This window comes from Vreelandella sulfidaeris Esulfide1 (assembly GCF_054072535.1).
This window is the reverse complement of sequence record NZ_JBSVSF010000002.1, coordinates 202,324-224,341: the sequence shown is the minus strand read 5'-3', so window position 1 is coordinate 224,341 and position 22,018 is coordinate 202,324. Positions and strand designations below refer to the sequence as shown.

Here is a 22,018-nt window from a genome sequence, read left to right as displayed (position 1 = left end):
CCTGCCATGACCGCACAATCCCGAGACAGTATCGACAATATCTGGGGTGATAGAACGCCCTACGTTGGCAAATGGCCCGATCGCCCTGATTATCAGCTTGCCGACGAGCCTGAGCGCTGGGTGCAATCGGCCTGTGTATTGTGCTCGAACGGATGTGGGTTAGACATCGGCGTCAAGGAAGGAAAAATCGTCGGCGTGCGCGGTCGCACCGATGACCGGGTCAACCGAGGTCGGCTCGGGCCGAAGGGGTTGCATGGCTGGATTGCCAACCACAGCGATAATCGGCTCACTCAGCCGTTGATTCGCCGTGACAGCGGCCAACTGGAACCGGCTAGCTGGGACGAAGCGATGGAGCTGATCGTGCGCCGCTCAAAAGAGATTTATGAGCAGTACACGGCTAATGCAATAGGCTTCTATACGTCGGGCCAGCTATTTCTGGAGGAGTACTATACCCTCGCCGTGATCGGTAAGGCTGGCCTCGGCACACCTCATATGGACGGTAATACCCGATTATGCACTGCAACCGCTGCGGCAGCGTTGAAGGAAAGCTTCGGCTCGGACGGTCAGCCGGGAAGCTATACCGATCTGGATATGACCGAGGGGATTCTTCACGTTGGCCATAACATTTCCAATACCCAGACTGTGTTGTGGATGCGGATTCTCGACCGGCTAAGTGGACCCAACCCGCCCAAGCTGGTGGTAATCGATCCGCGGCGTACAGCCACTGCGGCCAAGGCGGACGTTCACCTGGCGCCACGGGTCGGCACCAACGTGCCGCTGCTCAACGGCCTGCTCCACCTGATTATTGAAGCGGGGCATATCGACCAGGACTTCATCGACAATCACACGATGGACTTCGACAAGCTCAGGCAAACGGTGGCGAAGTATTCGCCGGAGCGTGTCGAAGAACTGACTGACGTGCCGGTAGCTGACCTGCGTGCTGCTGCCACCATTCTCGGTGAGGTTAAAAGCTTGGTCTCTACTGTCTTGCAGGGCGTCTATCAGTCTAACCAGGCAACGGCCGCTGCGGTTCAGGTCAACAACATTAACCTCATCCGTGGCCTGATCGGGAAGCCTGGCAGCGGTGTATTACAAATGAATGGCCAACCCACGGCACAGAACACGCGCGAGTGCGGTGCCGACGGCGACTTGCCGGCCTTTCGTAACTGGGAAAACCCGGACCATGTCCAGCAACTGGCGGATCTGTGGAACATAGAAAAAGAACAGCTCCCCGCCTGGAAACCGCCGACCCATGCATTGGAGATCTTCCGCTACGCGGAAAAAGGTACTTTAAAGATGCTCTGGATCTCGGCCACCAATCCCGCCGTGTCGCTGCCGGACCTACATCGAGTACGCGCGATGCTCGCTCGCAAAGATCTCTTCGTGGTGGCTCAAGATGGTTTTCATACCGAGACGACCCTTCTGGCCGATGTCGTGCTGCCGGCAGCGATCTGGGGCGAGAAAACAGGCTGCTTCACGAACGTCGACCGGACAGTGCATATTTCGCATAAGGCCATCGAGCCCCCCGGCGAGGCGCGAGCCGACCTCGATATCTGGCTTGATTATGCACGCCGCATGGATTTTCGAGACAAGGATGGCGAGCCGTTGATCAAGTGGAACACGCCCGAGGAAGCGTTTGATGCGTGGCGCGAATGTACGCGGGGCCAACTCTGCGACTACACGGGCATGAGCTATGAGAAACTAAGCGGCGGCTCCGGTATCCAGTGGCCGTGCAATGAGCAGTATCCGCACGGGCGCGAACACCTCTATTCCGACTATGTTTTCCGTACATTCTACGACACAGCGGAGAACTTCGGTCATGACCTGGACACCGGTGCGGCCGTCACGCCCAAAACGTTTAAAGCGCTGAACCCCGCTGGCCGCGCTCTTTTGAAGGGCGCCGACTACGTTGTTCCTCACGAAATAGTCGATGAGGACTATCCGTTGCACTTGACCACCGGAAGAGTGGTGTTCCAATTCCACACGCGAACCAAGACTGCCCATTCTCGCGAGCTGAACGAAGCTGCGCCGGATGCCTTTATCCAGCTTAATGGCGAAGATGCAGAGCGCCTGGGGATCGAAGAAAGAGACATGTTGCAGATTGAGAGCCGGCGCGGGTGGGCCTACGCTCCAGCGCGTATTGGTGATATCGAGCCAGGCCATGTGTTCATGCCGTTTCACTATGGCTACTGGGACAATGACGAGCGGCCTCGAGCAGTCAACGAGATGACGCTGTATGAGTGGGATCCGGTGAGCAAACAGCCGTATTTCAAGTACGCCGCGGTGCGTTTGCGAAAGATGCAACCGGGCGAGCCCTTCGAGATGGATGATCCGATGCGCGACGAGCATTTAAAGGAGGCTTCGGAGAACCCCAGGGCGCATGTGGCCGATTACCTCGGTCTGCTCGACGATAGCTCGCGCGCCACTGCTCAGGCGCTGTTCGCCGTGGCGGAAAAGCATAAAGCCGAGCCGGACATTGGCGCGATATGCAAAATGCTAGCGCGCTTCTCACAAGAGCATTCCGAAGACTTGCAACCATGCATCCAGCGCTACGGCGAAACTCAGGAAAAGGAGGCAGATAAGCTGCTTGAGGTGCTTCAGCCGAGCCACCATAAGGGCCCTCTTTCGCTACTGCGTGATTTGCATGATTGCTGGTTGCTGGCACAGGAATCGCATATATCGATCGTTGTGTTGAAGCAAGCTACGCAGGCGCTGCGCGACGACGAAATGATGGAGCTATTGCAGCGCATGTCGGAGCATAACAGTCGGCAATTGGCCTGGCTGAAGACGCGAATCAAGCAGACCGCTCCGCAAAGTCTGATAGTGCCAAGTTGATGGGCGAGGATACGAAGAATGGAAAGCCATTTGGCGGACCGGAGTGGTTCTGGTCCCCGGTCACCGCTGCATTCACGACGCTATTGATCGGGGGTGTAGCGGTCATTGCCGGTCAACCCTGGCTATTCCCCAGCCTGGGTCCGAGCATTTTCCTGCATGTGCACAAGCCCAACCTAGAGTCGGCCAGGCTTTACAACACGGTGATGGGGCATTTGATTGGCGTGGCCGCAGGCGCAGTCGGTGTTCTACTGACCGGGGCGAGCCAGGCCCCATCGGTGCTGTCGAGCCAGACCATGCCCCTGTCGCGCGTCGGTGCATCGGCCATCGCGATGGGAATTTGCCTGCTCGTTCAGCAGCTACTTAAGGCCTCGCACCCGCCGGCTGCGGCCACAGCTCTGCTGATCGCCTTAGGCGGTTTCAAGCTGGTACCTTCCGATATGCTCGCCATTGCGGTTGGGGTCGGGCTGATCGTCTTGATCGGTGAGCCGTTGCGACGCGCACGTGCTGGAATTTTGTTTGGTGATAAGCGTAATAAATAGTTTGATCTGAGCGGGTTGCGGCGGGCTCCGTGAGGCTAATAGACTGTGAACACGGAAAACTAATCGTCGATTTACAGCGGTTTCCGTCACTCAATGGAGGGTACGCCACTCGACAATCTGCGCAGCAAGGCTTTTTCTTGCGCTAGCACAGCGAAGAACTCTATCCATAGGGCAGCTTTGGCAGACGGTGACAGAAAGCTAGATACCGATACCCTGTCGATGGCTGCCTGGAAGCTCAGGCGGTTTTTTGTAGTGTTTCCTATATTCTCTTTGTAAGGATCCTGGACGGGGGGAATGACAATGCGGAGTCAAGTAGGTGAACAAGCGATGACACCTTGATGCTGGACAGCGTACGGTTACCTATATATATGAATAGCGGTTTTTTAGCGGTATGTGGAGGATTAAGCACATATCTTATTGGCAGGTGGTAAAAGCTGAACTAGCCTCAAAGATAGTGGACTTGTTGCTTGCTAAAAAAGTGGCCGCGACTCAGGAAGAGACCAGGGCAAGGAGCTTACAATGGATATAGCGAGGAACGCGCACGAATACGGCGATATTCATTTGGATATCCTCACCTTAGACGCCAAAGGTATCACCGCCAGAGAGGACGCTTTGGCCATCGAAGAGGCGTTGGAAATCCGCCTATCGGGTGCCGAACCTGTTATCACTATGCGAACACCAGGCCACGATCGAGAACTGGCCGCCGGATTAATGCTAAGCGAGGGGCTCGCGCGTACTAAGGATGACTTTGAAGTTATCGACCATCTAGTCGGGCAGCCCAATGTACTGCAAGTAGTGCTTAAGCGCTTTAATGCCACTAAGGCCGAACGCTTGGAGCGTTCATCTCTCTCTAACAGCGCCTGTGGCGTATGCGGTAAGAAAAAGCTGAATCTTGAGGCTATGCAGGGGCTGCCACCTTTAGCATTTTCCAATCAGTTGAGTCGACAACTGCTCTCTTCGTTGCCAGCAGAGCTACACAAGCATCAAACACTCTTCGAGCAAACCGGCGGGTTACACGCCGCTGCCCTGTTTGATACCAGTGGGCAACTACTGGTATTACGAGAAGATGTTGGACGTCATAATGCGGTGGACAAATTGAATGGATGGGCAGTATTGAATAATCAGCTGCCGCTTTCTGATCGCATCATGCTACTAAGTGGACGAGCTAGTTTCGAGCTCATTCAGAAATGTATCATGGCGCGGGTGTCGGTTGTATGCGCGATTTCCGCCCCCAGCAGTTATGCGGTGCGGCTGGCAAGAGAGTTCGGTATAACACTGGTAGGATTTCTGCGCGAGGGTCGTTTTAATATTTACTCAGGCTCGGAGCGGATTCTCGGACCCTCTTATGTGTTGCCCAATAGTGCCGTCAACAAACGCTCAGCCTAGTCTGGGCACTCATTTACCAGCGTGTTCGTGGTTTATGGTCCCTCTGTCGCCTTGCCGGTAAAGTCGGTGACTGGCTTGTCGATAGGCTTGTCGAGCCGCTCGGAAAAAGCTCTTAACCCCGCCAGTAGTGGCTGGATGGCATGCCAGAGTTCATCGTCGTGCAGCAGCTTATACAGACCGCGGATACCTGGTGCTTCTTTGTTGTCAGTTTCTTCAGCGGTCTTTGCGTCACTCTTTTCACTACTCTTTTCATTACCATGATAGCTGCTGACCTCGCCCATCCCCTCCTTAATCGCGAACATCACTTGGTAAAAACGATCCGGGGGGATGGAGGACAAGGTCATCGCCATGATCGAGATATTTTGAATAGCGTTGAGAGACCCTTCTTTACTCAGTCCGTTAACCAAGATACGAATAATATCGGAATTGGCGGCCACCATATCGTTAGTAAAGCGCAGCACCCCATGCTCATGTAGGGTCTGAAGCAGGGTCTCTAACTCTTCGTGAGCATCAGGGCCTATCTTTGGCGGCGTCACGTCCTGGGAGATTCGTTCGGCCATTACATTTTCCTCGGATTGGTTTGCTGGGCGGGCGGTAACCGATAATCTTCTTGCATCCACTTGACCTCAACCGCTACGCCTTGATTAGGCGTGCGCCGCCCGAAGCGATAGTTAGTACTGGGTAGTGGCGGTTCTGTGCGCTTGTCGAGCACCTCAAGTTTGACGGCTGTCTCCTTGTAGGCCGGCGTTTGTACAACGGGGTCGTTATGTTCGCCCGTTAGGGCGTTCACTCCCGGCTTGCCGAAATGGATTGGCATGAACAGGGTCTTGCCAGCCACACGGTCAGTAATTAACGCTGGGAAATCGATACTGCCGCGTCGTGAAGTAATCCGTACCCAAGTGCCTTCCTTGATGCCCCGCTCGGCGGCAAGTTCAGGGCTAACTTCGACAAAGCCATGCGGGGCCTGATCCCAGATGCCTTGCGAGCGGCCTGTCTGATTGGCCCCTTGGAATTGTTCAAGTATCCGACCATTATCGAGTGATAAATCATATTCCGCATCGGTAGCTTCTTCAGGCTCCTTCCACTCCATCGGGAAAAGGTTGGCCTTGCCGTCTTCTGTATGAAATCCATCGGTATACAGAAGGGGTGTATCAGTACCATCCGCAGCTACTGGCCACGACAGGGATTTCCAGCCCTCCAGGCGTTCGTAGGTGACGCCAGCGAACATCGGCGAGATAGAGGCGCACTCTTGCATAATCTGAGAAGGGTGTGTGTAACCCCAATCATGGCCCATACGAGCGGCCAAGTCGGTAAGGATACGCCAATCAGGACGACTGTCACCAAGTGGTGGCAGCACTTCATAGAAGCGTTGGATACGCCGTTCCGTATTGACAAATGTTCCGTCTTTTTCAACGCTAGGGCAGGCGGGCAGCACTACATCAGCAAACTCCGCAGTACGGCTTAAAAAGATATCCTGCACCACCATAAAATCAAGATTTTCAAAGGCGGAATGTACGTTATGAGTATTGGCATCGGAAAAAGCAGTTTCCTCGCCAATCACATACATCGCTTTGATATCGCCCTGGTCGGCCGATTGCACCATGAGGAAATTGCCTTCACCGACCTCATTAGAGAGCTGGCTCGGATCGACGCCCCAGCCTTTAGCCCAGCGCTGTCGTGCGCTCTCATCGGTGACTTTATCATAGCCGGGGTACATATTGCGTAGGCAGCCAAAATCGCTCGCACCCTGCACATTATTATGGCCACGCATAGGGTAACCGCCAGTGCCGGGCTTGCCATAATTACCTGTTACCAGTAGTAAGTTGGAAAGTGCAGTACTAGTATCCGAGCCGTGGGAGTGCTGGGTGATTCCCATCGCCCACAGCAGGCAGACGTTTTTTGCCCGGCCAATCATTTCGGCGGTGTTGATTAGCTCCTGCTTGGAAATCCCTGTCTTGAATTCGGCGAAATCCAAGGTGAATGGCTCCAATGAGCGGCGGTACTCCTCCACGTTATTGACCCATCTTCCCAGAAAATCCAGGTCCGCTAAGTGGTTATCGAACATATAACGCGACAGAGCCGAAGCCCAAATAAGGTCAGTGCTGGCATTGGGGCGTAGAAAAATATCAGCGCGTTCGGCCATCTCGTGCTTGCGTGGGTCCATGACGATCAATTTTTGGCCGCGTAGTTTTTGCGCAGCTTTAATCTTTGAAGCAATCACAGGATGGTTTTCGGCCGTATTGCTACCCACTAACACGACCACCTCAGCTTGCTCAATATCTTTGATGGTACCGGCGTCTCCACCGTAGCCGACAGTGCGAAACAAGCCTTTAGTGGCGGGGTTTTGGCAATAGCGCGAGGAGTTATCGACACTGTTAGTGCCGATGATCAAACGAGCGATTTTCTGAGTTAGGTAAGCTTCTTCATTGCTGGCCTTACTTGAGCCAATAAAACCCAGACTGTTAGAACCATGCGTGTCGCGGACTTCAAGCAACCTGCGAGCTACGAGATCTAATGCTTCCTCCCAACTGGCTTCACGAAAGCGGCCATTCTCACGGATCAGTGGAGTGGTCAGTCGTTTCTCGCTATTAACGAAATCCCAGGCAAATTTACCTTTAATACAGGTAGAAATACCGTTGGCAGGAGCGTCAGGGGAAGGTTGAACCTTGAGGATATGACGATCGCGCGTCCACATTTCAAATGAGCAACCGACGCCACAATAGGTACAGACCGTTTTAGTGCGTTTGATGCCGGGCTGGCGCCAAGCTGAATCTATTTCCGAAATCCCTGTGATGGGCTTAGCGCTGATGGTCGTTTCGATTTTCTTGACGATTTCGATCATCGGCCGTTTAAGTGACCATGGCATGGAGGTAAGCGGACCCGCATGCTCATCCATGCTATTTTCCATCAGTGCGTTGCAAGGGCAAACAGTGACGCAATGTCCACAATGAACGCAGCTTGAATCATTGATTTCCTTGCCGCCATCCCAAAGTACGCGAGGGTTTTCACTGGCGTAGTCAATGCTTAAGGTTTCATTGACTTCGATGTTCTGACACGCTTCGACACAACGGCCACACAGAATGCATTGGTCAGGATCGTAGGTATAAAACGGACTAGTAGTGTCTTTAGCATGCGGTTTAGGTTGAAACTCATAACGTTGAATGGGGATATCCATTTCCACCACTGCGTTATGCAGGCTGCAATCGCCATTATTGTTTTCACATACCGTACAGTACAGCTCATGCTTGCTAAGCAGGCGATCCATTCCTTCGTGGCGTGCTGCAACAGCCTGTGGATCACGGCTGGAAATTTGCATCCCTTCTTGGGTACGCAGCGCGCAGCCTCGTTTTAGCTCTCCATTGACTTCGACCCAGCAGGCATCGCAGGTTTCAATCGCCCCTAGCGAGGGATGATAACAAACACTTGGCAAAGCGATGCCATGACCTTCTAGAAAGTCGATCAATGGCTCATCGGCGATGCCTCTTATTTCTTCTCCATCGAAAATGATCGTGCACGGCTGGCTCATATGGGCATTCCTCCATGAATTCTTTATTTTTAATATGCAGCTCTACCTCTGTGTCGATTCGCATACATAACTTGAAACATAGTCAAGAAGCCTTGGGTTGCACAAGTTTAACCAAGGGATTGAATGTATATTAAGGGCACGTCTTGTGGGTTATTCCAGGTCAGTAGCGCTATTATCACCTAGGCTTGGTAGGACACATTAGGAAAGGAAGCGAGGGACAAAAATGAAATCGGCAGTTGTCGTTACGGGTGTCAACCGCGGTGTAGGTTTGGTGCTCGCAGAACACTATTTTGATGCTGGATGGCGAGTGTTCGGTGCCTGCCGCCAGTCGTCGGAAGAACTAGATCGCGAGGCCGATCAGGTGAATGAGGGCATTGATGACACCCGGCCTGGCGACGTCGCCCGGCTGGTCGAGGCGCTTAATGGCCAAGAGGTAGATCTATTAATTAACAACGCGGACTGCTTCGCGATGAGTTACTAGGTGGTGTTGATTTCGATAGTATCCGCGAGCAGATAGAAATCACCGTCTATGCGCCACAGCGAGTAGTGGAAGCGCTACTACCAAATCTTAAAAAGGGTAGCAAGTTCGCTAATATCACTAGCCACATGGGCTCACTAGCGGATAACGACTCCGGTGGGTGCTAGGTTACCGAGCCTCTAAAGCTGCTTTCAATGCGTTTGGTAAATCGTTGGCGATGGACTTGAGGTCGTTGGGTATTGCCGTGGCTCACCTTCATCCCAGCTATGTGAAAACACGCATGGTTAATTCTGGTGGATTGATCAGTCCACAAGAGGCTGCATTGGGCATTGCCGCACGTATTGAAGCGCTGACACTAGATAACAATGGTGGGTTATGGCATAGCAATGGGGAGTCACTCCCTTGGTAAAGGCGGGCGCGATGAACGTGAACGTTATATTCTCGCGTGGGCTACCTAGCGCGCGAGGCCTGTAGCATGTGATTAATGTTTTTGATCAGCCACCCGTGTCCGTGGACAAATGACGTCTACCGACACTCCTTGCCGATTGAGTACACAGCTTAACCGGCTCCTCGTATGGGCATCGGTGCTGTCGAGCCAGACCATGCCCCTGTCGCGCGTCGTCGCATCGGCCATCGCGATGGGAATTTGCCTGCTCGTTCAGCAGCTACTTAAGGCCTCGCACCCGCCGGCTGCGGCCACAGCTTTGCTGATCGCCTTAGGCGGTTTCAAGCTGATACCTTCCGATATGCTCGCCATTGCGGTTGGGGTCGGGCTGATCGTCTTGATCGGTGAGCCGTTGCGGCGCGCGCGTGTTGGAATTTTATTTGGTAAAAAGCATAACGATTAGTCTGGTCTGAACGAGCCGGGGCGGGCTCCGTGAAGCTAATAGGCCGTGAACGCGGGAAGCCGGCCGTCGGTTTACAGCGGTTTCCGTCACTGATGGAGGGTACGCTAGTCGACAATTTGCGCAGCAAGGCTTTTTCTTGCGCTAGCACAGCGAAGAACTCTATTCATAGGGCAGCTTTGGCAGACGGTGACAAAAAGCTAGATACCAATTCCCTGACGATGACTACCTGCAAGCTCAGGCGGTTTTTTGTAGTGTTTCCCTAGTGCTAATAAGTAAGCGTAGTGCTCGAAAAAAGCCACGGTACCTTGCCCTCGGGACCGACATCGGGATCTGGTCAGAAGCAGCAACCCCGATGTGATATAACCAGGCTAATGAATATCTTGCTGAGCTTGAGGCGTTAGCCGAGCAGGCAGGCAACTTGTTACTGATTGGCGTCCCGATATGCGAAGCGGAGGGTCGTATCTAAAATGTGGTGGTGAGCCTCTCCCATCTCTCAGGCTTCTACTACAAACGCACTTGGTGCCATTAGGTGAATATGTTCCGTTTCGAGACTTCTTGGGTTCGGTCCCCGACGTGCTCGGGGCGGCCATGTTTGTTTTCATACCGGGAAGGCAAGCACACGTTCTTAATGCATCAGAGGCGCCCTTAGGGGTCTTCATCTCCTACGAAGCGGTCTTGGTGCCGAAGTCACAGAACTTCTGTCCGAAGCGCAGTTACTAGTAAATGTCAGCAACAATGCTTGGTTCGGCCCTCACCTGCCCTTCCAGATGTCACGCATGCGTGCCATCGAAACCGGCCGAGAACTGCTAAGTACCACGACCACCGGCATCACTGCAGCTATCTGCTACGAAGGAATGGTCCTTAAGCGCGCCCCTCAATTCAAGGTGGCTACCCTCAGCGCCGAAGTGACACCGCGAACTGGCGCGACCCCTTATGTGTACTCCCGGGATTGGCCTGTCCTTGGCCTTCCCTATCAGCGCTTAATGTGGAGTTGTAGTGGCCGCGCTATCAGTGTCCCCTAGGCACGCGTCAGGTAGTGGACGCTAAACAAGCTATTCGCATCGGTCCAGGACGAGAGCGCCTCAAATCCCGCACGTCCCGCCAACGCCTGAAACCCCTCGAGCGTGTATTTATACGAGTTTTCAGTGTGGATTGTCTCGCCTTCCAGAAAACTGAAGCGCTCCCCTTCAATAGTGACGACTTGAGGTAACTGACTGACCAGATGCATCTCAATACGAGAGTGTGCTTCGTTGAAGAACGCATGATGGACAAAATTGGCGGGATCGATTTTAGCGTGCAGCTCATGCCGTAGCCGTTCCAATAGATTTAGGTTGAATGCTGCCGTCACACCCGCTGCATCGTTGTAGGCGGCTTCAAGGGTCGGCTTATCCTTAACCAAGTCGACTCCTACCAACAATCCGCTGCCGGTGGGTAACAAAGAATGCAGTCCACGAAGAAAATCTTCAGCGGCTTGGGGGTCGAAATTACCGATACTTGAACCAGGAAAAAAACCGACCGGTCTTTCGCAGCATAGCCCGTCCGGTAAGGCCATATTGCAACAGAAATCGGCACAGGCGGCATGCACTTCAAGCCATGGGTAATCCGCCGCTAGTCGTCGTGTACTGTCGAGCAGAAAATCCCGCGAGATGTCGATTCCCAGGTAACTGCTAGGACGCATGGCTTCCAGTAGAAGTCGTACCTTACGGCTCGCCCCGCTGCCAAGCTCGATCAACGTCGCTTCATGCCCGGCTATCTCGGCTATATCATCGGCGGCCTCCGCGAGGATCGCCTCCTCGGTCCGTGTCGGGTAGTATTCTGGCTGCTCACAAATTTGATCAAATAACTCAGAACCACGCTGATCATAAAAGAACTTTGGCGAGGCGAACTTTTGATCGGCTCTGAATCCCGTCAGTATCTCATCGCGAAGCGATGTTGAGGCTGGGGACGGGTGCAAGTCGTGGAATTGTACGGCCAGGCTCATGATTAGCTCTCCTTAGCAAGACGGAATCCGGAAAATGCCCAACGGGCATGAGGTGGGAAAAAATTACGATAGGTCGTGCGGATATGGTCTTCCGGGGTGGCACAACAGCCACCTCGAAGCACCATCTGCCCCGACATAAACTTGCCGTTGTATTCACCTAAGCTGCCCGGCAACTTGCGAAATCCTGGATAGGGCCGATAGGCGCTGCCGGTCCACTCCCAAACATCACCGAACATCTGCCTCGGCCCCTCGCTGGATCCGCCGGGGGCAGCCGCGACCGGCTGAAGATGGCCTTGTTCGACGAAGTTGCCATGCAGGGGGACATGTTGAGCCACCGCCTCCCACTCGGCCTCAGTAGGTAGGCGTGCGCCGGCCCATTGGGCATAGGCATCGGCCTCGTAGAAGCTGACATGGCAAACCGGCGCATTCACGTCCACTGGCACCAGCCCGCTTAACGTATAGTGATGCCAGACGCCGTCCCGCTCGACCCAGTAAAGTGGCGCCTTCCAGCCTTCCGCCTTGACCGTGGCCCAGCCATCCGACAGCCAATAGTCAGGTTTGTCGTATCCCCCCGCCTGCATGAACGTGAGAAATTCACCATTGGTAACCGGACGGTCAGCGATCTGGAAAGCCTCAATGAATTGACGATGACGCCCCATTTCGTTGTCGTAGGCAAAACGGCTATCGTTGGCATCATGACCTATCTGCCGCACGCCGGCTGGATAAGCGTGCCAACCGAGTTCACCGACCTCATGGGCGGGTGCCGACACAAGATCACCTCGATAGACTGGGCAGAGCGGGTTCTGGGCCAGGATATGCTTTATGTCCATGAATAGCAGTTCCTGATGTTGCTGCTCGTGAGGCAACCCAAGCTCCAGACGATGGAGAATCTCCTGCAGGTGTTCTTGCGGAGGGTCGTTGAGCAATTCTTCCATGGCCTGATTAATGTGCGCGCGATAGCGATAGACGTCATCCACTGTGGGGCGCGAAATCATGCCGCGTTCAGGACGAGGAAACGGCGTACCGTGGGTCTCATAGTAAGAGTTGAAAAGGTAATCGTATGCGGGGTCGAGGGTCTGGTAGCTGGGGTGAAACGGCTTGAGGATGAAGGCTTCGAAGAACCAGCTGACATGGGCGATGTGCCATTTCGGGGGACTGACGTCCGGCATGCTCTGCACCATGTAATCTTCTTTATGCAGAGGTTCGCAAATTGCGTCGGTGGCGGCACGAACCCGCTGGTACGCACGCAGCCACTCCTTGGTATGAATGCTATCGATTGTTTCGATAGTTAAATCTTGAATAGGTGACATAAATAACTCCCTCTAAGTATTACTCCGTTTAGCTTGATTCGGCAGGCCAGGCCTAACGCACAAAGCCTATCGAATCCGTGAACTCCATTAGCATTTCTGCACCAAGCCCACCGACAATCAACAGCAAGCCAGACACGATCATGGTGGTTCGTGCCCACTGGCCCACCAGTACATGCACAGTGGGTCGGGTATCGCTAAACATCATCCGCGCCACGATGCGCAGGTAATAGAACAGCGAGACAACGGTGTTGGCGGCAGCCACGAATGCCAGCCAAGCGTATCCCCCCTCAATCGTGACGCTGAACAACATGAGTTTGCCAAAAAAACCGATCAGCGGCGGGATACCCACTAAAGAAAGTAGCGAAGCGATTAGTATCGTTGTGGCAATAGGTGCCTGTCTGGCTAGCCCCTGATAGCTCTCCAGTGCAGTGCGCCCTCTCAGATAGGTGACCACAGCGAAAGCCGCCAAGTTAGCAATGGCGTAGCTGGCCAAAAAGAACACCAGCGCCGGTAGAGCCTGGTCGCTTGTTCCCATTACCACGATCGCCATCAAGGCATAGCCGGACTGGGAAACCGATGACCAACCCAGCAGGCGCCGTACATCTGTCTGTCGAAGGGCAGCCACGTTACCCAGCGTCATGGTCGTGACCGAGATCAGAGCCACAATCGCTCGCCAGGCGACATCCGGCGGCATTAATGACACGAAACGGGCCAATGCGACGGCAGCGCCAATCTTGGGAATTACGGTCAAGAAGGCTGCCACCGGTGCCGGGGAACCTTGGGCTACATCCGGCATCCAGGCGTGGGCCGGAAAAGCCGCCAGCTTGAAGGACAAGCCCAGTATGATAGAGGCAGTGGCGATGGTTAGCGCCAGGCTGTCGTGACCTACGGAAAGTTTTTGTGCGATTTCTGGATAGCCTGTGTTACCAGTCAGGCCGAACAACACGACAACGCCTATCGTCAGTAAAGTGTTGGTCAAGGCTCCCATCAGAAAATACTTCATGCCAGCTTCCAGGGCGGGTGCCCAGGTGCGGTGATAGGCAGCCAGCGGATAGCTGGCCACCGACGACAGCAACACACCGACGACCAGTTCCATGGTGTCACTGGCTGACGCCATCATGATCACACCCAACAGCGCGAACAACATCAATGCGTAATACTCGGCATGGCGGCGATCGGTCTGCATCCACTCAGGGGACATGGCAATAACCAGCGCGCCGGCAATCAACACGACTAGTTTGCTGGAGAGTGCCATGCCGTCCAGGGCCCACACACCCGAGAACGTCAGCCTCGGCGGTCCATCCCACTGCGTAAAGGTCAACCCAATACAAAGCCCAATCGTGAGCAACGCCAGTACAGCCGCCCAGACATGCTGGTGTTGTCGGGCGAAAGCCGCGAACAATACGATAATCACAGCACCGAGCGTCAGGCTGATTTCCGGCAACACATCACCAATAGGCATCAGCGGGCTCCTACCAACAGCGTTGCTGAAGCCTCTATGAGGGTCAGCAGGAACTGCGGCGCAATACCAATGATCACGAAGCCTGCCGACAGCACCCCGAGCACACCCCACTCAGCTGGGCGTAGATCGTCAAACTTCGCCCATCGCTGCGGCATCGCCCCGAAGAACAGTTTTTGCAGCATCTGCAGAAACAACGCTGCCGTGATCAGAATGCCCAGCACACCAATGACAGCGAGCCAAGGGTAGACGGCAAAGGTGCCGGCAAAGATATGGAACTCCGCCACGAAGCCGGCCAGACCAGGAAGCCCCAGGCTGGCAAACGAGGCGAGTATGGCGAACGTTGCCAATAGCGGTGCCTGTCGGAGCAGCCCACCATAGCTATCCAAATCGTATTCCTCGGTGCGCTGCCAGAACGAGCCGCAGATCAGAAACAGCGCCCCGGTAATCAGTCCGTGTGCCACCATCTCTACCGTGGCCCCTATCAGTGCCATCTCGCGGGCATATACCGCATCCTGGAACAAGGCGCCAGCCACGGCGATCCCTAGCACCGTGTAGCCCATATGATTGATAGAGGTATAGGCAATGCGTCGTTTCAAATTTCCCTGGCCAAATGCCACGAGGGCACCATAGAGAATAGAAACCACAGCAAAGAGAGCGATAATCAGAGCGTAGCGGGCAAAGGTCTCCCCCATCATTGAGTACGGAATCCTCAGAATCCCGTAGGTGCCCATCTTGAGCAGCACCCCGGCGAGAACTGCCGAGGCCGGTCCGGGAGCGTCGACATGCGCTTGGGGCAACCAGGTATGCACGGGCACGATGGGAGTCTTGATGGCGAAGCCGAGCATGAGGGCGAGAAATATGAGGCCAGCAGACACACCCGCTCCCGCCAATGGCTGCTGCTCGATCAGCACTCGCATGTCAAAGGTGTGTGGCTCGACTGATAGATAAAGCCCGATGAATGCCAGCAACAACAGTAGCGAACCACAGAAAGTGTAAAGAAAGAACTTGAATGCTGAATGCTGGGCCTGACCGTGCCCCCAGCGGCCGATCAGGAAAAACATCCCCACCAGGCTCAGGTCGAAAAAGACATAGAAGAGCAGCAGGTCCAATGAGAGGAAGACGCCAAGCGACACGGACTGCAGAAAGAGCATCCAAGCGTAGTACTGCCGAGGCTGGTTCTGCGTGTTAATGGGATAGGCAATACTGGCAGCGAAGACCAAGGAACTCATCGTCGCGATAGCCAGCGCGATGCCGTCTACGCCTAGCCGGTATGCCATGCCCAGGCTGGGTACCCAAGGCACCTCTTCGACAAATTGAAATAGTGCGCCTTGGGTATCGAACTGCAGCCAAGCCCAGGCCAGCAGTAATACAGGCAATAGGGAAACCCCCACAGCAAACAGGCGAGCCGTGGTCTCTGTCCAACGGCGTGAAACGGCGAGTACGAGAGCTCCCAGCATGGGAAGGCCCAAGGTTGCGGTGAGAATCAAAGGAGTGCTCCTATGCCCAAGATTATAAAAATTACGGCGAACCCTGCCGCGATACCGGTGTAGTAATGATGCGTCTGTCCGGTATGGGCCTGCCGCGCTACTTGGCCCGCCCAGTCAACGCCTCTCGCTAGTAGGCTCGTTGCGCCATCGAATGCCCCTTCGCCACGTCGATCACTGACCTTGGCCAGCCACACGCCAAAACGGGCGCTGGCGCGGATGCCAGCATCTACAGCTCGATCGTCGAAGCGTGCCAGGCCATGGCTGAAGGATATCGCAGCACTTACTCCGCGGCCCCGTAATCCAGCATCCACTACGCGATCATCGAAACGTGCCAGGCCATGGCTGAACCTCATGAAGGTAGAAATCCCCCGCTCTGCCAGAGCTGGCAGGCCAAACCAGTTCGCCATAGCAGCATGCGTCTCGCTCTGTCGGCTCTGATTCGACCCCTCTCGGCGCACCGCCCAAAACCCAGCGCCAATGCCTAGCGCCACCAGCAGTAGCGACAGGATCAGTTCCCACAGTTTGGTTTGGGGAAGCTGGATCGATAGCAGGTTAGCAAGGTCGTTTCCCACACCGGGCCACCAGAGCAGAGATAGCACTAGCGTGCCTGCCGAAAGCAGGTAGAGCGAGCCGGCCTCAACCGAGGAGTGCCCTGGCTGTGATGGGGCAGTTTTCGTGGGGCCATGCAGACCTCGTCCAAATGCGAGCAACTGAAAGCGTGTTGCATACAACGCGCTGAGCCCACCAGCGATGGCGGCGATCACGGCCAGCCAGGACGCCTGATGGCCAGCAGCAGTAATGATCTTCTCCTTGCTCCAGGATGCCCCCAGCGGGATAACCCCTGCCAGCGCCAGACTGGCCACCATGGTCGCCACTGCAATCCCCGGAAGCAGTCGCCCGAGGCGCATCGTATTTAGCGAGTAGCTGCCGACATGACGTTCGGCAATGCCGGCTGCTAGGAACAAAGCCGCTTTCGTGAAGGCGTGTGTGACGAAGTGCACCAGGGCGACACCGGGAAAGCCTGCCCCTACCGCTAACCACATCAGGCCATACTGAGCCGATGTCGAGGCGGCCAGCAGCTTCTTGGCATGCCTTTGCAGATAGGCCACGACCCCCCCTGCCAGGGCGGTGGCCAAGCCTAACGTGATGGCAACCGGCCCAAACCAGGCAACGGCAGCCATCTCCGCATGCAGCCGAATCACCAGATAGATACCTGCGGCGACCATGGTCGCCGCGTGGAGTAATGCCGACACCGGTGTTGGCCCGGACATGGCGGCAAACAACCATGGCGAGAAGGGAACCTGGGCGGACTTGGCCGCTGCAGCCAACACGGCGCCGGCAACAAACACATCCAGTAGCCACCCATCGAGTTGGGACAGGTCAGCAAAGGCAAACGAGCCAGTGCCGGCAAACGCTGCCGCCGCTGCAATGTACAGCCCCAGATCCCCGAAGCGAGTGACCAGGAACGCCCAGGCGGCATCCCGCAGGTTGTCGCCCTCTTGCCACTCGTGGGCAATCAGTGCCCATGAACAGGCCCCGACCAGCTCCCAGGCGATCAGCAGGGTCACCAGATCCTCAGCCAGCACGAGAAGCTCCATCGCCCCGACAAATGCCGTCAGCAGAGCGACCAACCTGACGGGTGGACGCGTTGGCACGCCCTCACTGACGGGCTCAGACTCATGGTAGGCGCTATAGGCTATGATCAGTGTAGCGATCAGTGGCACGACGATGGCAAATACAGCGCTCGCTGGTGTCATCCCAACCGACAGGACGATCCGTGAGCTCCAGCGATAGGCACCACCCCAGTCCCCCATGAGCGCCACACTCGCGAGCAGCAGGGTAACGACAGCGACTGCCGCCCCCATCAGGCCCAACACGGCTCGACCACTATCCCTAGCGGACAAGCGCTTGCCAAGCCAATACATCCCGGGGGCGGCAAGCAGTGGGAAAAGAGGAACAAACCACAACATCAGTGCTTCAACCCGGTCAGTGACTCGGTCATGTCGGCCTGCTTACCGCGGAAGACGGCTACTACCAAAGCAAATCCCATGGCCATCTCAATGGCCATCACCGCCATAACAATGATCGTCAGCAGTTGCCCTTCTGGCGCCCCAGCCCCGCTAAAGGCCCAGAACGCCACCGCGGCGAGCATGACGCCATTGAGGATCAGTTCCAGTCCCATCATCAGCATCACGAACGATTGCTGGGAAAGCGCACCATAAATCCCGATGCCAATCAGTGCCGCTGCCAATAGCAAAAGTGTGGTTAGTGTCATGCAAGCCTCCCTGCCTATCTGTCTGCTTGGTCAGTGGTGATGATGGTGTTGATGACCACCACTCTCTTCCTCTTCGTCCTCCTCGAGCTTACCCGCCGGGTCGCCACCCGGCTCCAGCCCCGGCGGTAGCGAACCCACTGCAGCCGCCCCATAGCGGCCCCGATGACTCGACAACACCACCACGCCGATCATGGTGGTTAAAAGCACGATGCCCGCCGACTCGAAGATCAGCATCGAGTCACCAAGCATCTCATTGCCTAGGGATCTAACTGGCTCAAGGTCTGCCGAGACCGGCTGGTCAGGAAAGGCAGCCAATAGCGCCATGGCGCCCAATACCAGGAAGCCGACAATCCCCGCCCCGATAGCGATACGTTCCTGGTGAACCATATTCATCGGGTTAAGGCCGGCAGGATTCATCATGAACATGACCATGAACAGCGCCATGACCGTCATCTCCACAGCCATCATGAAGAACATCGCCACGCCCAGGTATTCCGCTGCCAGCAGAATCATGATCACGCCTACGGCGATGAACGACACCAGCAGGAAAAAGGAGGCGCGTACCATGGAATCGGTACGAAACACTCGCCATCCGGTGACCACCGCGAGCGTGGCCAATGATAGAAACGTGATATCAATGCCAATGCCGTGATTCATAGCAGCGCCCCTATGCCAGCCCACACCAGGTCGATAAACGACAGTGGTAACAGCACCACCCACATCAAGGTGACGCAGCGCTCAGGGGCAATACGCGGCAGTACCCGTCCAAGCAATAGCAACACGAGTAGCACTGCCAGCATCTTGATGGCCATCCATAACGGACCGGGTAGCCAAGGTCCCATCCAGCCACCTAAAAAAGCACTTGCTGCCACACCACTGAAAGCAACCAACATGGCCGCCCGAGCCACATCCCAGACCAGCCGAGGTGGCCCAGAGATCTCAGAAGCCGTTCCTCCAGCCAGGTCCTTCGAATCAGCAAGGTTGAGCGGGCCCCAGAAGGTCATGCCTAGGCCGACAATCAGGAACAATGGCAACCCCAGCGGTTGGCGTATGACATTCCACAGCGCTTCTTGCGAGGCGACCACTTGGGTGAACTGTAGCGATTCGGCCGGCAATGCCACGCCAATTAGCACAAACATGCTGATCAGGATGTAAGAGAGCCCTAGCGCCACATAACGGTAGCCGCCGATGAGTGCCAGCAGCGCGTTTGCCGACCAGCCATGCAAGAAGATAACCACTGTCGCTAATGCTTCCACGCTGCCCCACAGCACCACGCTGGTGACCAAGTCAGTGGCGACCAGCGACTCCGACCACGGCACCACGGCCAGTCCGATTGCAGCCAACGCCAAATACAGTGCCGGCGCCAGCCGCCAGGCCTGCCAGTCCGGTGCTTCGGTGGCATTGGCGTGTTGGGTCATCAGCCAAGCCCCTCGGGCCATGGGAGCAAGCCAGACACGGCCTGCCTGAGGGGCGCCGAATGCACCGGCAATAAGCCGATCAAGCACCGCCACGACGTAGGCGCCGACAGTCAGCATGAACATCACCATCAGTACAGGCAGGAACAGCTCACTTAACAACATTACCCGAACCTCCCTGCACTGCCCGTGACTCACCAGGCGACTGTGTTCCGCCCCCTCTATCGGCTACCGCCGCTATATCCAGACTAGCAATAGTAGCCAGTGCATCGCCCCACTCCAGGCCTGGTAAGATCTCGTCAAGAATCGCGCTAGCATCTTCGGGAGGCTGTTCGTCCCACGGCCCCCGTGGCGTCTCGATGCAATCCACATCGTTCGTGTACACCTCATCCCGTTCGGCCTGGCGTGCCAACATTAAGGATTGTTCGACTTCGTCCAAGATTTGCTTCCAACGGGCCGAGACTCCTCCTCCGTCCTGGCATACGGGGGAAAACCCTAGACGGCGATAACCGGCATCGTGTGAACGCAAATCATCAGCCAGCCCGGCAGCACGAGCGGCAGGCCCGCCAAACTGTCGGGCCTGCTCTGTATTGAGCACACCACCGCCTACAGCAGCCAGATGAAAGAAGCCACTGCGAACCAGGCGTCGACGTAGCCCATCTAGCGTGCTTGATGTCGACAAACCGTGTGCCAGGCGCAAGGAACTTAGGCTGAGTGCTTCCAGCCCAGCAAGATGCAGCGCATGGTACAGGCGCTGCAGATGATGACGGGCCCGTGCGAGCTCAATCTCGGCGATGGGGACGGGGTGCTTCCGAGCGTTGAAAAACACCGCGTCGAGGCGTTGCGGATACGGCTCCAACTGCGTTTCCCATGACTGAACCAGATCCCCCTGCAACGTAACCTCCGCTGCCATGCCGGGCGGAAATGCCATGAAGAACGGCCCGAGCCGAAAAGTCAGCGAATCCAGCGTCAAACCATCGCTGATATCTTCCTGCATATTCATGGCCATGGGCCGCCCGTAGGGCACTCCACCCATCATGCCTTCGCCACCTTGGCCGAAGTCTCCTTCACCTTTCCAAGGATTGGGCGGTCTATCCGACAAGATGCGGCATCCACTGTCACGCTGGCCTGTCATCAGTTCACGATGTGCTTTGGTTAGGGCCGCAGGTAAATCGGTGAGATCATCGATCCGATCCACGTTTTCAAGATGAGGCCACGGTTCGTTACGAAACCACAGCGTAGTGAAAGGATCAGGCAACTGATCGTGAACACGACGTAGAGGCTCTAATCTATCAGCCGGAACCTCCCCCGCAATCAGCAACACACTGGCGTGGCGTGGCGAATCGACCAGTTCGATTTCCGGCGATAGCGCGAGGTACCGCAGCGCTTTATCGCCCTGCTTGCCCAGCACAGGAAATACGGGAGCCCGCTTATGCGAAGCGAGTTTCCGTAGCCAGTTCACTGCCACTTGAATACCCCCTCACGCCAGGCGTAAACAATGCCAACCGACAGGATGGCCAGGAACATGCCCATCTCCATTACTGCCATCATGCCCTTCTCTACGAAGACAACCGCCCATGGATACATGAACATCATCTCCATTTCGAAGGCGATCAGCAGCAGCGTCATGGGATAATAGCGGACGTGATAGCGGCTCCAGGCGTGGCTATCTGGCGTACCACCGCCTAGAAAAGGCGCGCGCTGCGGGTAGGTGGCTATCGGCTGGTGGCGCATAGGCAGCCACTGCACTAGCAGGCCGGCGCCTAAGCTCAGTAATAAAACAATAAGCAGAGTCAACAGTTCCATGCGAATCCCTCGCGTCATTAGCCAGCAAATCCTTGCCGTAAATTACAACGTAGCAGGCTGAAGCAGCGCATTTATACAAGTGTAGATATCAAACCTGAATGCAAACTGAATATGCTGCCTAAAACATGGTGCAAAAAGTAATAAACCGCAAGGTGGGTGCAGGCTCTGAGTGCAACGCTACCTAATAGATGGCGGGTGAGCATTCATGGTGTTTAGACCAGCGCCTCAACTGGCCACCTGAAGTCAAGGCGCTTCCTATTCAACTGGTAATACAATGTCCTCTTGGGTGTGGCGCGGCAGTTCCGCCCCTTTCGCCTGTGTTAAGCCGTCGATGTTTTTATTGCTACCGCGTTGTCATAGGCTGTGTGGATCACAAAAGTAGATAGCAACACTCGTTGCCTCGATAATTATGCATGCCGTTGTTGTCCAATCAGTTGGCAGGCGCTGCACCGGTTTCCAGAGAAGCACATTCAGTTCGTATCTACACCGTGTTTGCCATGAACTACATGGCGCTGTGACAACATGGACTGGCACAGTTGAGGTGTCTGTTTATAACTACTAGGAAGATGAACTGCAGACCGCTACTCATCAAGCTCGGTGTGCTTGCGCCCATGACTGGGGCCGGTATTTCTATTCTCAAAGCGAGTAACCCCGGGATGAACCTCCCCGG

The 22,018-nt window shown here is 55.5% G+C and carries 17 protein-coding genes and 2 pseudogenes; 6 read left to right on the top strand and 13 right to left on the bottom strand.

Annotated features, from left to right (window positions below):
• Positions 1-6 precede the first annotated feature (6 nt).
• From ACW44H_RS20885 to fdhD, 3 genes are all read left to right on the top strand, one after another.
• Positions 7-2,835, top strand: a complete 2,829-nt coding sequence (locus ACW44H_RS20885; protein ID WP_035556002.1) for a molybdopterin oxidoreductase family protein — start codon at positions 7-9, stop codon at positions 2,833-2,835.
• Positions 2,835-3,374 carry an HPP family protein gene (locus ACW44H_RS20880; protein WP_052703838.1) on the top strand — a complete coding sequence of 180 codons (540 nt, stop codon included), beginning with the start codon at positions 2,835-2,837 and terminating at the stop codon, positions 3,372-3,374. Before ACW44H_RS20885 ends, ACW44H_RS20880 begins: the two co-directional genes overlap by 1 nt.
• Positions 3,375-3,893: 519 nt before the next feature.
• Positions 3,894-4,760 carry a formate dehydrogenase accessory sulfurtransferase FdhD gene (fdhD, locus tag ACW44H_RS20875; RefSeq protein WP_052703837.1) on the top strand — a complete coding sequence of 289 codons (867 nt, stop codon included), beginning with the start codon at positions 3,894-3,896 and terminating at the stop codon, positions 4,758-4,760.
• A 32-nt stretch (positions 4,761-4,792) separates the two neighbouring features.
• Here fdhD and ACW44H_RS20870 read toward each other — a convergent pair whose 3' ends face one another.
• Both ACW44H_RS20870 and fdhF read right to left on the bottom strand, forming a co-directional pair.
• Positions 4,793-5,320, bottom strand: coding sequence for a DUF1641 domain-containing protein (locus ACW44H_RS20870; RefSeq protein ID WP_035556004.1), 528 nt, complete (start codon positions 5,318-5,320; stop codon positions 4,793-4,795).
• Positions 5,320-8,286, bottom strand: a complete 2,967-nt coding sequence (gene fdhF, locus ACW44H_RS20865) for a formate dehydrogenase subunit alpha (RefSeq protein WP_035556006.1) — start codon at positions 8,284-8,286, stop codon at positions 5,320-5,322. Before fdhF ends, ACW44H_RS20870 begins: the two co-directional genes overlap by 1 nt.
• Positions 8,287-8,509: 223 nt before the next feature.
• On the opposite strand from fdhF, the pseudogene ACW44H_RS20860 reads away from it, so the two are divergent.
• The 3 genes and pseudogenes from ACW44H_RS20860 to ACW44H_RS20850 all read left to right on the top strand — a co-directional run bounded on the left by ACW44H_RS20860 (position 8,510) and on the right by ACW44H_RS20850 (position 10,634).
• Positions 8,510-9,173: pseudogene (locus tag ACW44H_RS20860) on the top strand (SDR family oxidoreductase).
• Positions 9,174-9,282: 109 nt separating this feature from the next.
• Positions 9,283-9,612 (top strand): HPP family protein, encoded by a 330-nt coding sequence (locus tag ACW44H_RS20855; RefSeq protein ID WP_113271253.1) that lies wholly within the window; start codon positions 9,283-9,285, stop codon positions 9,610-9,612.
• 776 nt (positions 9,613-10,388) lie between these two features.
• Complete coding sequence (locus ACW44H_RS20850) at positions 10,389-10,634, top strand: hypothetical protein (protein ID WP_241524673.1); 246 nt, start codon at positions 10,389-10,391, stop codon at positions 10,632-10,634.
• Here the strand turns inward: ACW44H_RS20850 and egtD are convergent.
• The 11 genes and pseudogenes from egtD to ACW44H_RS20795 all read right to left on the bottom strand — a co-directional run.
• Entirely contained in the window at positions 10,631-11,593 is a 963-nt protein-coding gene (gene egtD / locus ACW44H_RS20845; RefSeq protein WP_083025447.1) for an L-histidine N(alpha)-methyltransferase, read from the bottom strand. The genes ACW44H_RS20850 and egtD overlap by 4 nt on opposite strands.
• A gap of 2 nt (positions 11,594-11,595) precedes the next feature.
• Positions 11,596-12,903: an ergothioneine biosynthesis protein EgtB gene (gene egtB / locus ACW44H_RS20840; RefSeq protein ID WP_083025449.1), complete on the bottom strand. Its 1,308-nt coding sequence runs from the start codon at positions 12,901-12,903 to the stop codon at positions 11,596-11,598.
• 52 nt (positions 12,904-12,955) lie between these two features.
• On the bottom strand, positions 12,956-14,365 hold the full coding sequence (locus ACW44H_RS20835; protein WP_113271255.1) for an NADH-quinone oxidoreductase subunit N: 1,410 nt from the start codon (positions 14,363-14,365) through the stop codon (positions 12,956-12,958).
• Complete coding sequence (locus tag ACW44H_RS20830; RefSeq protein WP_206604585.1) at positions 14,365-15,852, bottom strand: complex I subunit 4 family protein; 1,488 nt, start codon at positions 15,850-15,852, stop codon at positions 14,365-14,367. The genes ACW44H_RS20835 and ACW44H_RS20830 overlap by 1 nt, the downstream gene beginning before the upstream one ends.
• A complete protein-coding gene (locus ACW44H_RS20825; RefSeq protein WP_113271256.1) occupies positions 15,849-17,822 on the bottom strand; it encodes an NADH-quinone oxidoreductase subunit 5 family protein in 1,974 nt (657 codons plus the stop codon). The genes ACW44H_RS20830 and ACW44H_RS20825 overlap by 4 nt, the downstream gene beginning before the upstream one ends.
• Complete coding sequence (gene nuoK, locus ACW44H_RS20820) at positions 17,822-18,127, bottom strand: NADH-quinone oxidoreductase subunit NuoK (RefSeq protein WP_035413666.1); 306 nt, start codon at positions 18,125-18,127, stop codon at positions 17,822-17,824. The genes ACW44H_RS20825 and nuoK overlap by 1 nt, the downstream gene beginning before the upstream one ends.
• Before the next feature lie 30 nt (positions 18,128-18,157).
• Positions 18,158-18,784: an NADH-quinone oxidoreductase subunit J gene (locus ACW44H_RS20815; protein WP_045812309.1), complete on the bottom strand. Its 627-nt coding sequence runs from the start codon at positions 18,782-18,784 to the stop codon at positions 18,158-18,160.
• Positions 18,781-19,707 carry an NADH-quinone oxidoreductase subunit H gene (locus tag ACW44H_RS20810; protein WP_113271257.1) on the bottom strand — a complete coding sequence of 309 codons (927 nt, stop codon included), beginning with the start codon at positions 19,705-19,707 and terminating at the stop codon, positions 18,781-18,783. The genes ACW44H_RS20815 and ACW44H_RS20810 overlap by 4 nt, the downstream gene beginning before the upstream one ends.
• Positions 19,694-21,010 (bottom strand): NADH-quinone oxidoreductase subunit D-related protein, encoded by a 1,317-nt coding sequence (locus ACW44H_RS20805; protein WP_179917160.1) that lies wholly within the window; start codon positions 21,008-21,010, stop codon positions 19,694-19,696. The genes ACW44H_RS20810 and ACW44H_RS20805 overlap by 14 nt, the downstream gene beginning before the upstream one ends.
• On the bottom strand, positions 21,001-21,348 hold the full coding sequence (locus ACW44H_RS20800) for an NADH-quinone oxidoreductase subunit A (protein ID WP_035556078.1): 348 nt from the start codon (positions 21,346-21,348) through the stop codon (positions 21,001-21,003). Before ACW44H_RS20800 ends, ACW44H_RS20805 begins: the two co-directional genes overlap by 10 nt.
• A gap of 212 nt (positions 21,349-21,560) precedes the next feature.
• A pseudogene (locus ACW44H_RS20795) lies at positions 21,561-21,756 on the bottom strand (IS30 family transposase); the annotation flags it as partial.
• Positions 21,757-22,018 lie beyond the last annotated feature (262 nt).

What these genes read in the sequence shown, in the direction of transcription:
- ACW44H_RS20885 (WP_035556002.1), top strand. Translation starts at nt 7, where the DNA reads ATGACCGCACAATCCCGAGACAGTATCGACAATATCTGGGGTGATAGA.
- ACW44H_RS20800 (WP_035556078.1), bottom strand. Translation starts at nt 21,348, where the DNA reads ATGGAACTGTTGACTCTGCTTATTGTTTTATTACTGAGCTTAGGCGCC.
- fdhF (WP_035556006.1), bottom strand. Translation starts at nt 8,286, where the DNA reads ATGAGCCAGCCGTGCACGATCATTTTCGATGGAGAAGAAATAAGAGGC.
- ACW44H_RS20815 (WP_045812309.1), bottom strand. Translation starts at nt 18,784, where the DNA reads ATGAATCACGGCATTGGCATTGATATCACGTTTCTATCATTGGCCACG.
- ACW44H_RS20850 (WP_241524673.1), top strand. Translation starts at nt 10,389, where the DNA reads ATGCGTGCCATCGAAACCGGCCGAGAACTGCTAAGTACCACGACCACC.
- ACW44H_RS20835 (WP_113271255.1), bottom strand. Translation starts at nt 14,365, where the DNA reads ATGCCTATTGGTGATGTGTTGCCGGAAATCAGCCTGACGCTCGGTGCT.
- ACW44H_RS20810 (WP_113271257.1), bottom strand. Translation starts at nt 19,707, where the DNA reads ATGTTGTTAAGTGAGCTGTTCCTGCCTGTACTGATGGTGATGTTCATG.
- fdhD (WP_052703837.1), top strand. Translation starts at nt 3,894, where the DNA reads ATGGATATAGCGAGGAACGCGCACGAATACGGCGATATTCATTTGGAT.
- ACW44H_RS20880 (WP_052703838.1), top strand. Translation starts at nt 2,835, where the DNA reads ATGGGCGAGGATACGAAGAATGGAAAGCCATTTGGCGGACCGGAGTGG.
- nuoK (WP_035413666.1), bottom strand. Translation starts at nt 18,127, where the DNA reads ATGACACTAACCACACTTTTGCTATTGGCAGCGGCACTGATTGGCATC.
- ACW44H_RS20825 (WP_113271256.1), bottom strand. Translation starts at nt 17,822, where the DNA reads ATGTTGTGGTTTGTTCCTCTTTTCCCACTGCTTGCCGCCCCCGGGATG.
- egtD (WP_083025447.1), bottom strand. Translation starts at nt 11,593, where the DNA reads ATGAGCCTGGCCGTACAATTCCACGACTTGCACCCGTCCCCAGCCTCA.
- egtB (WP_083025449.1), bottom strand. Translation starts at nt 12,903, where the DNA reads ATGTCACCTATTCAAGATTTAACTATCGAAACAATCGATAGCATTCAT.
- ACW44H_RS20855 (WP_113271253.1), top strand. Translation starts at nt 9,283, where the DNA reads ATGACGTCTACCGACACTCCTTGCCGATTGAGTACACAGCTTAACCGG.
- ACW44H_RS20870 (WP_035556004.1), bottom strand. Translation starts at nt 5,320, where the DNA reads ATGGCCGAACGAATCTCCCAGGACGTGACGCCGCCAAAGATAGGCCCT.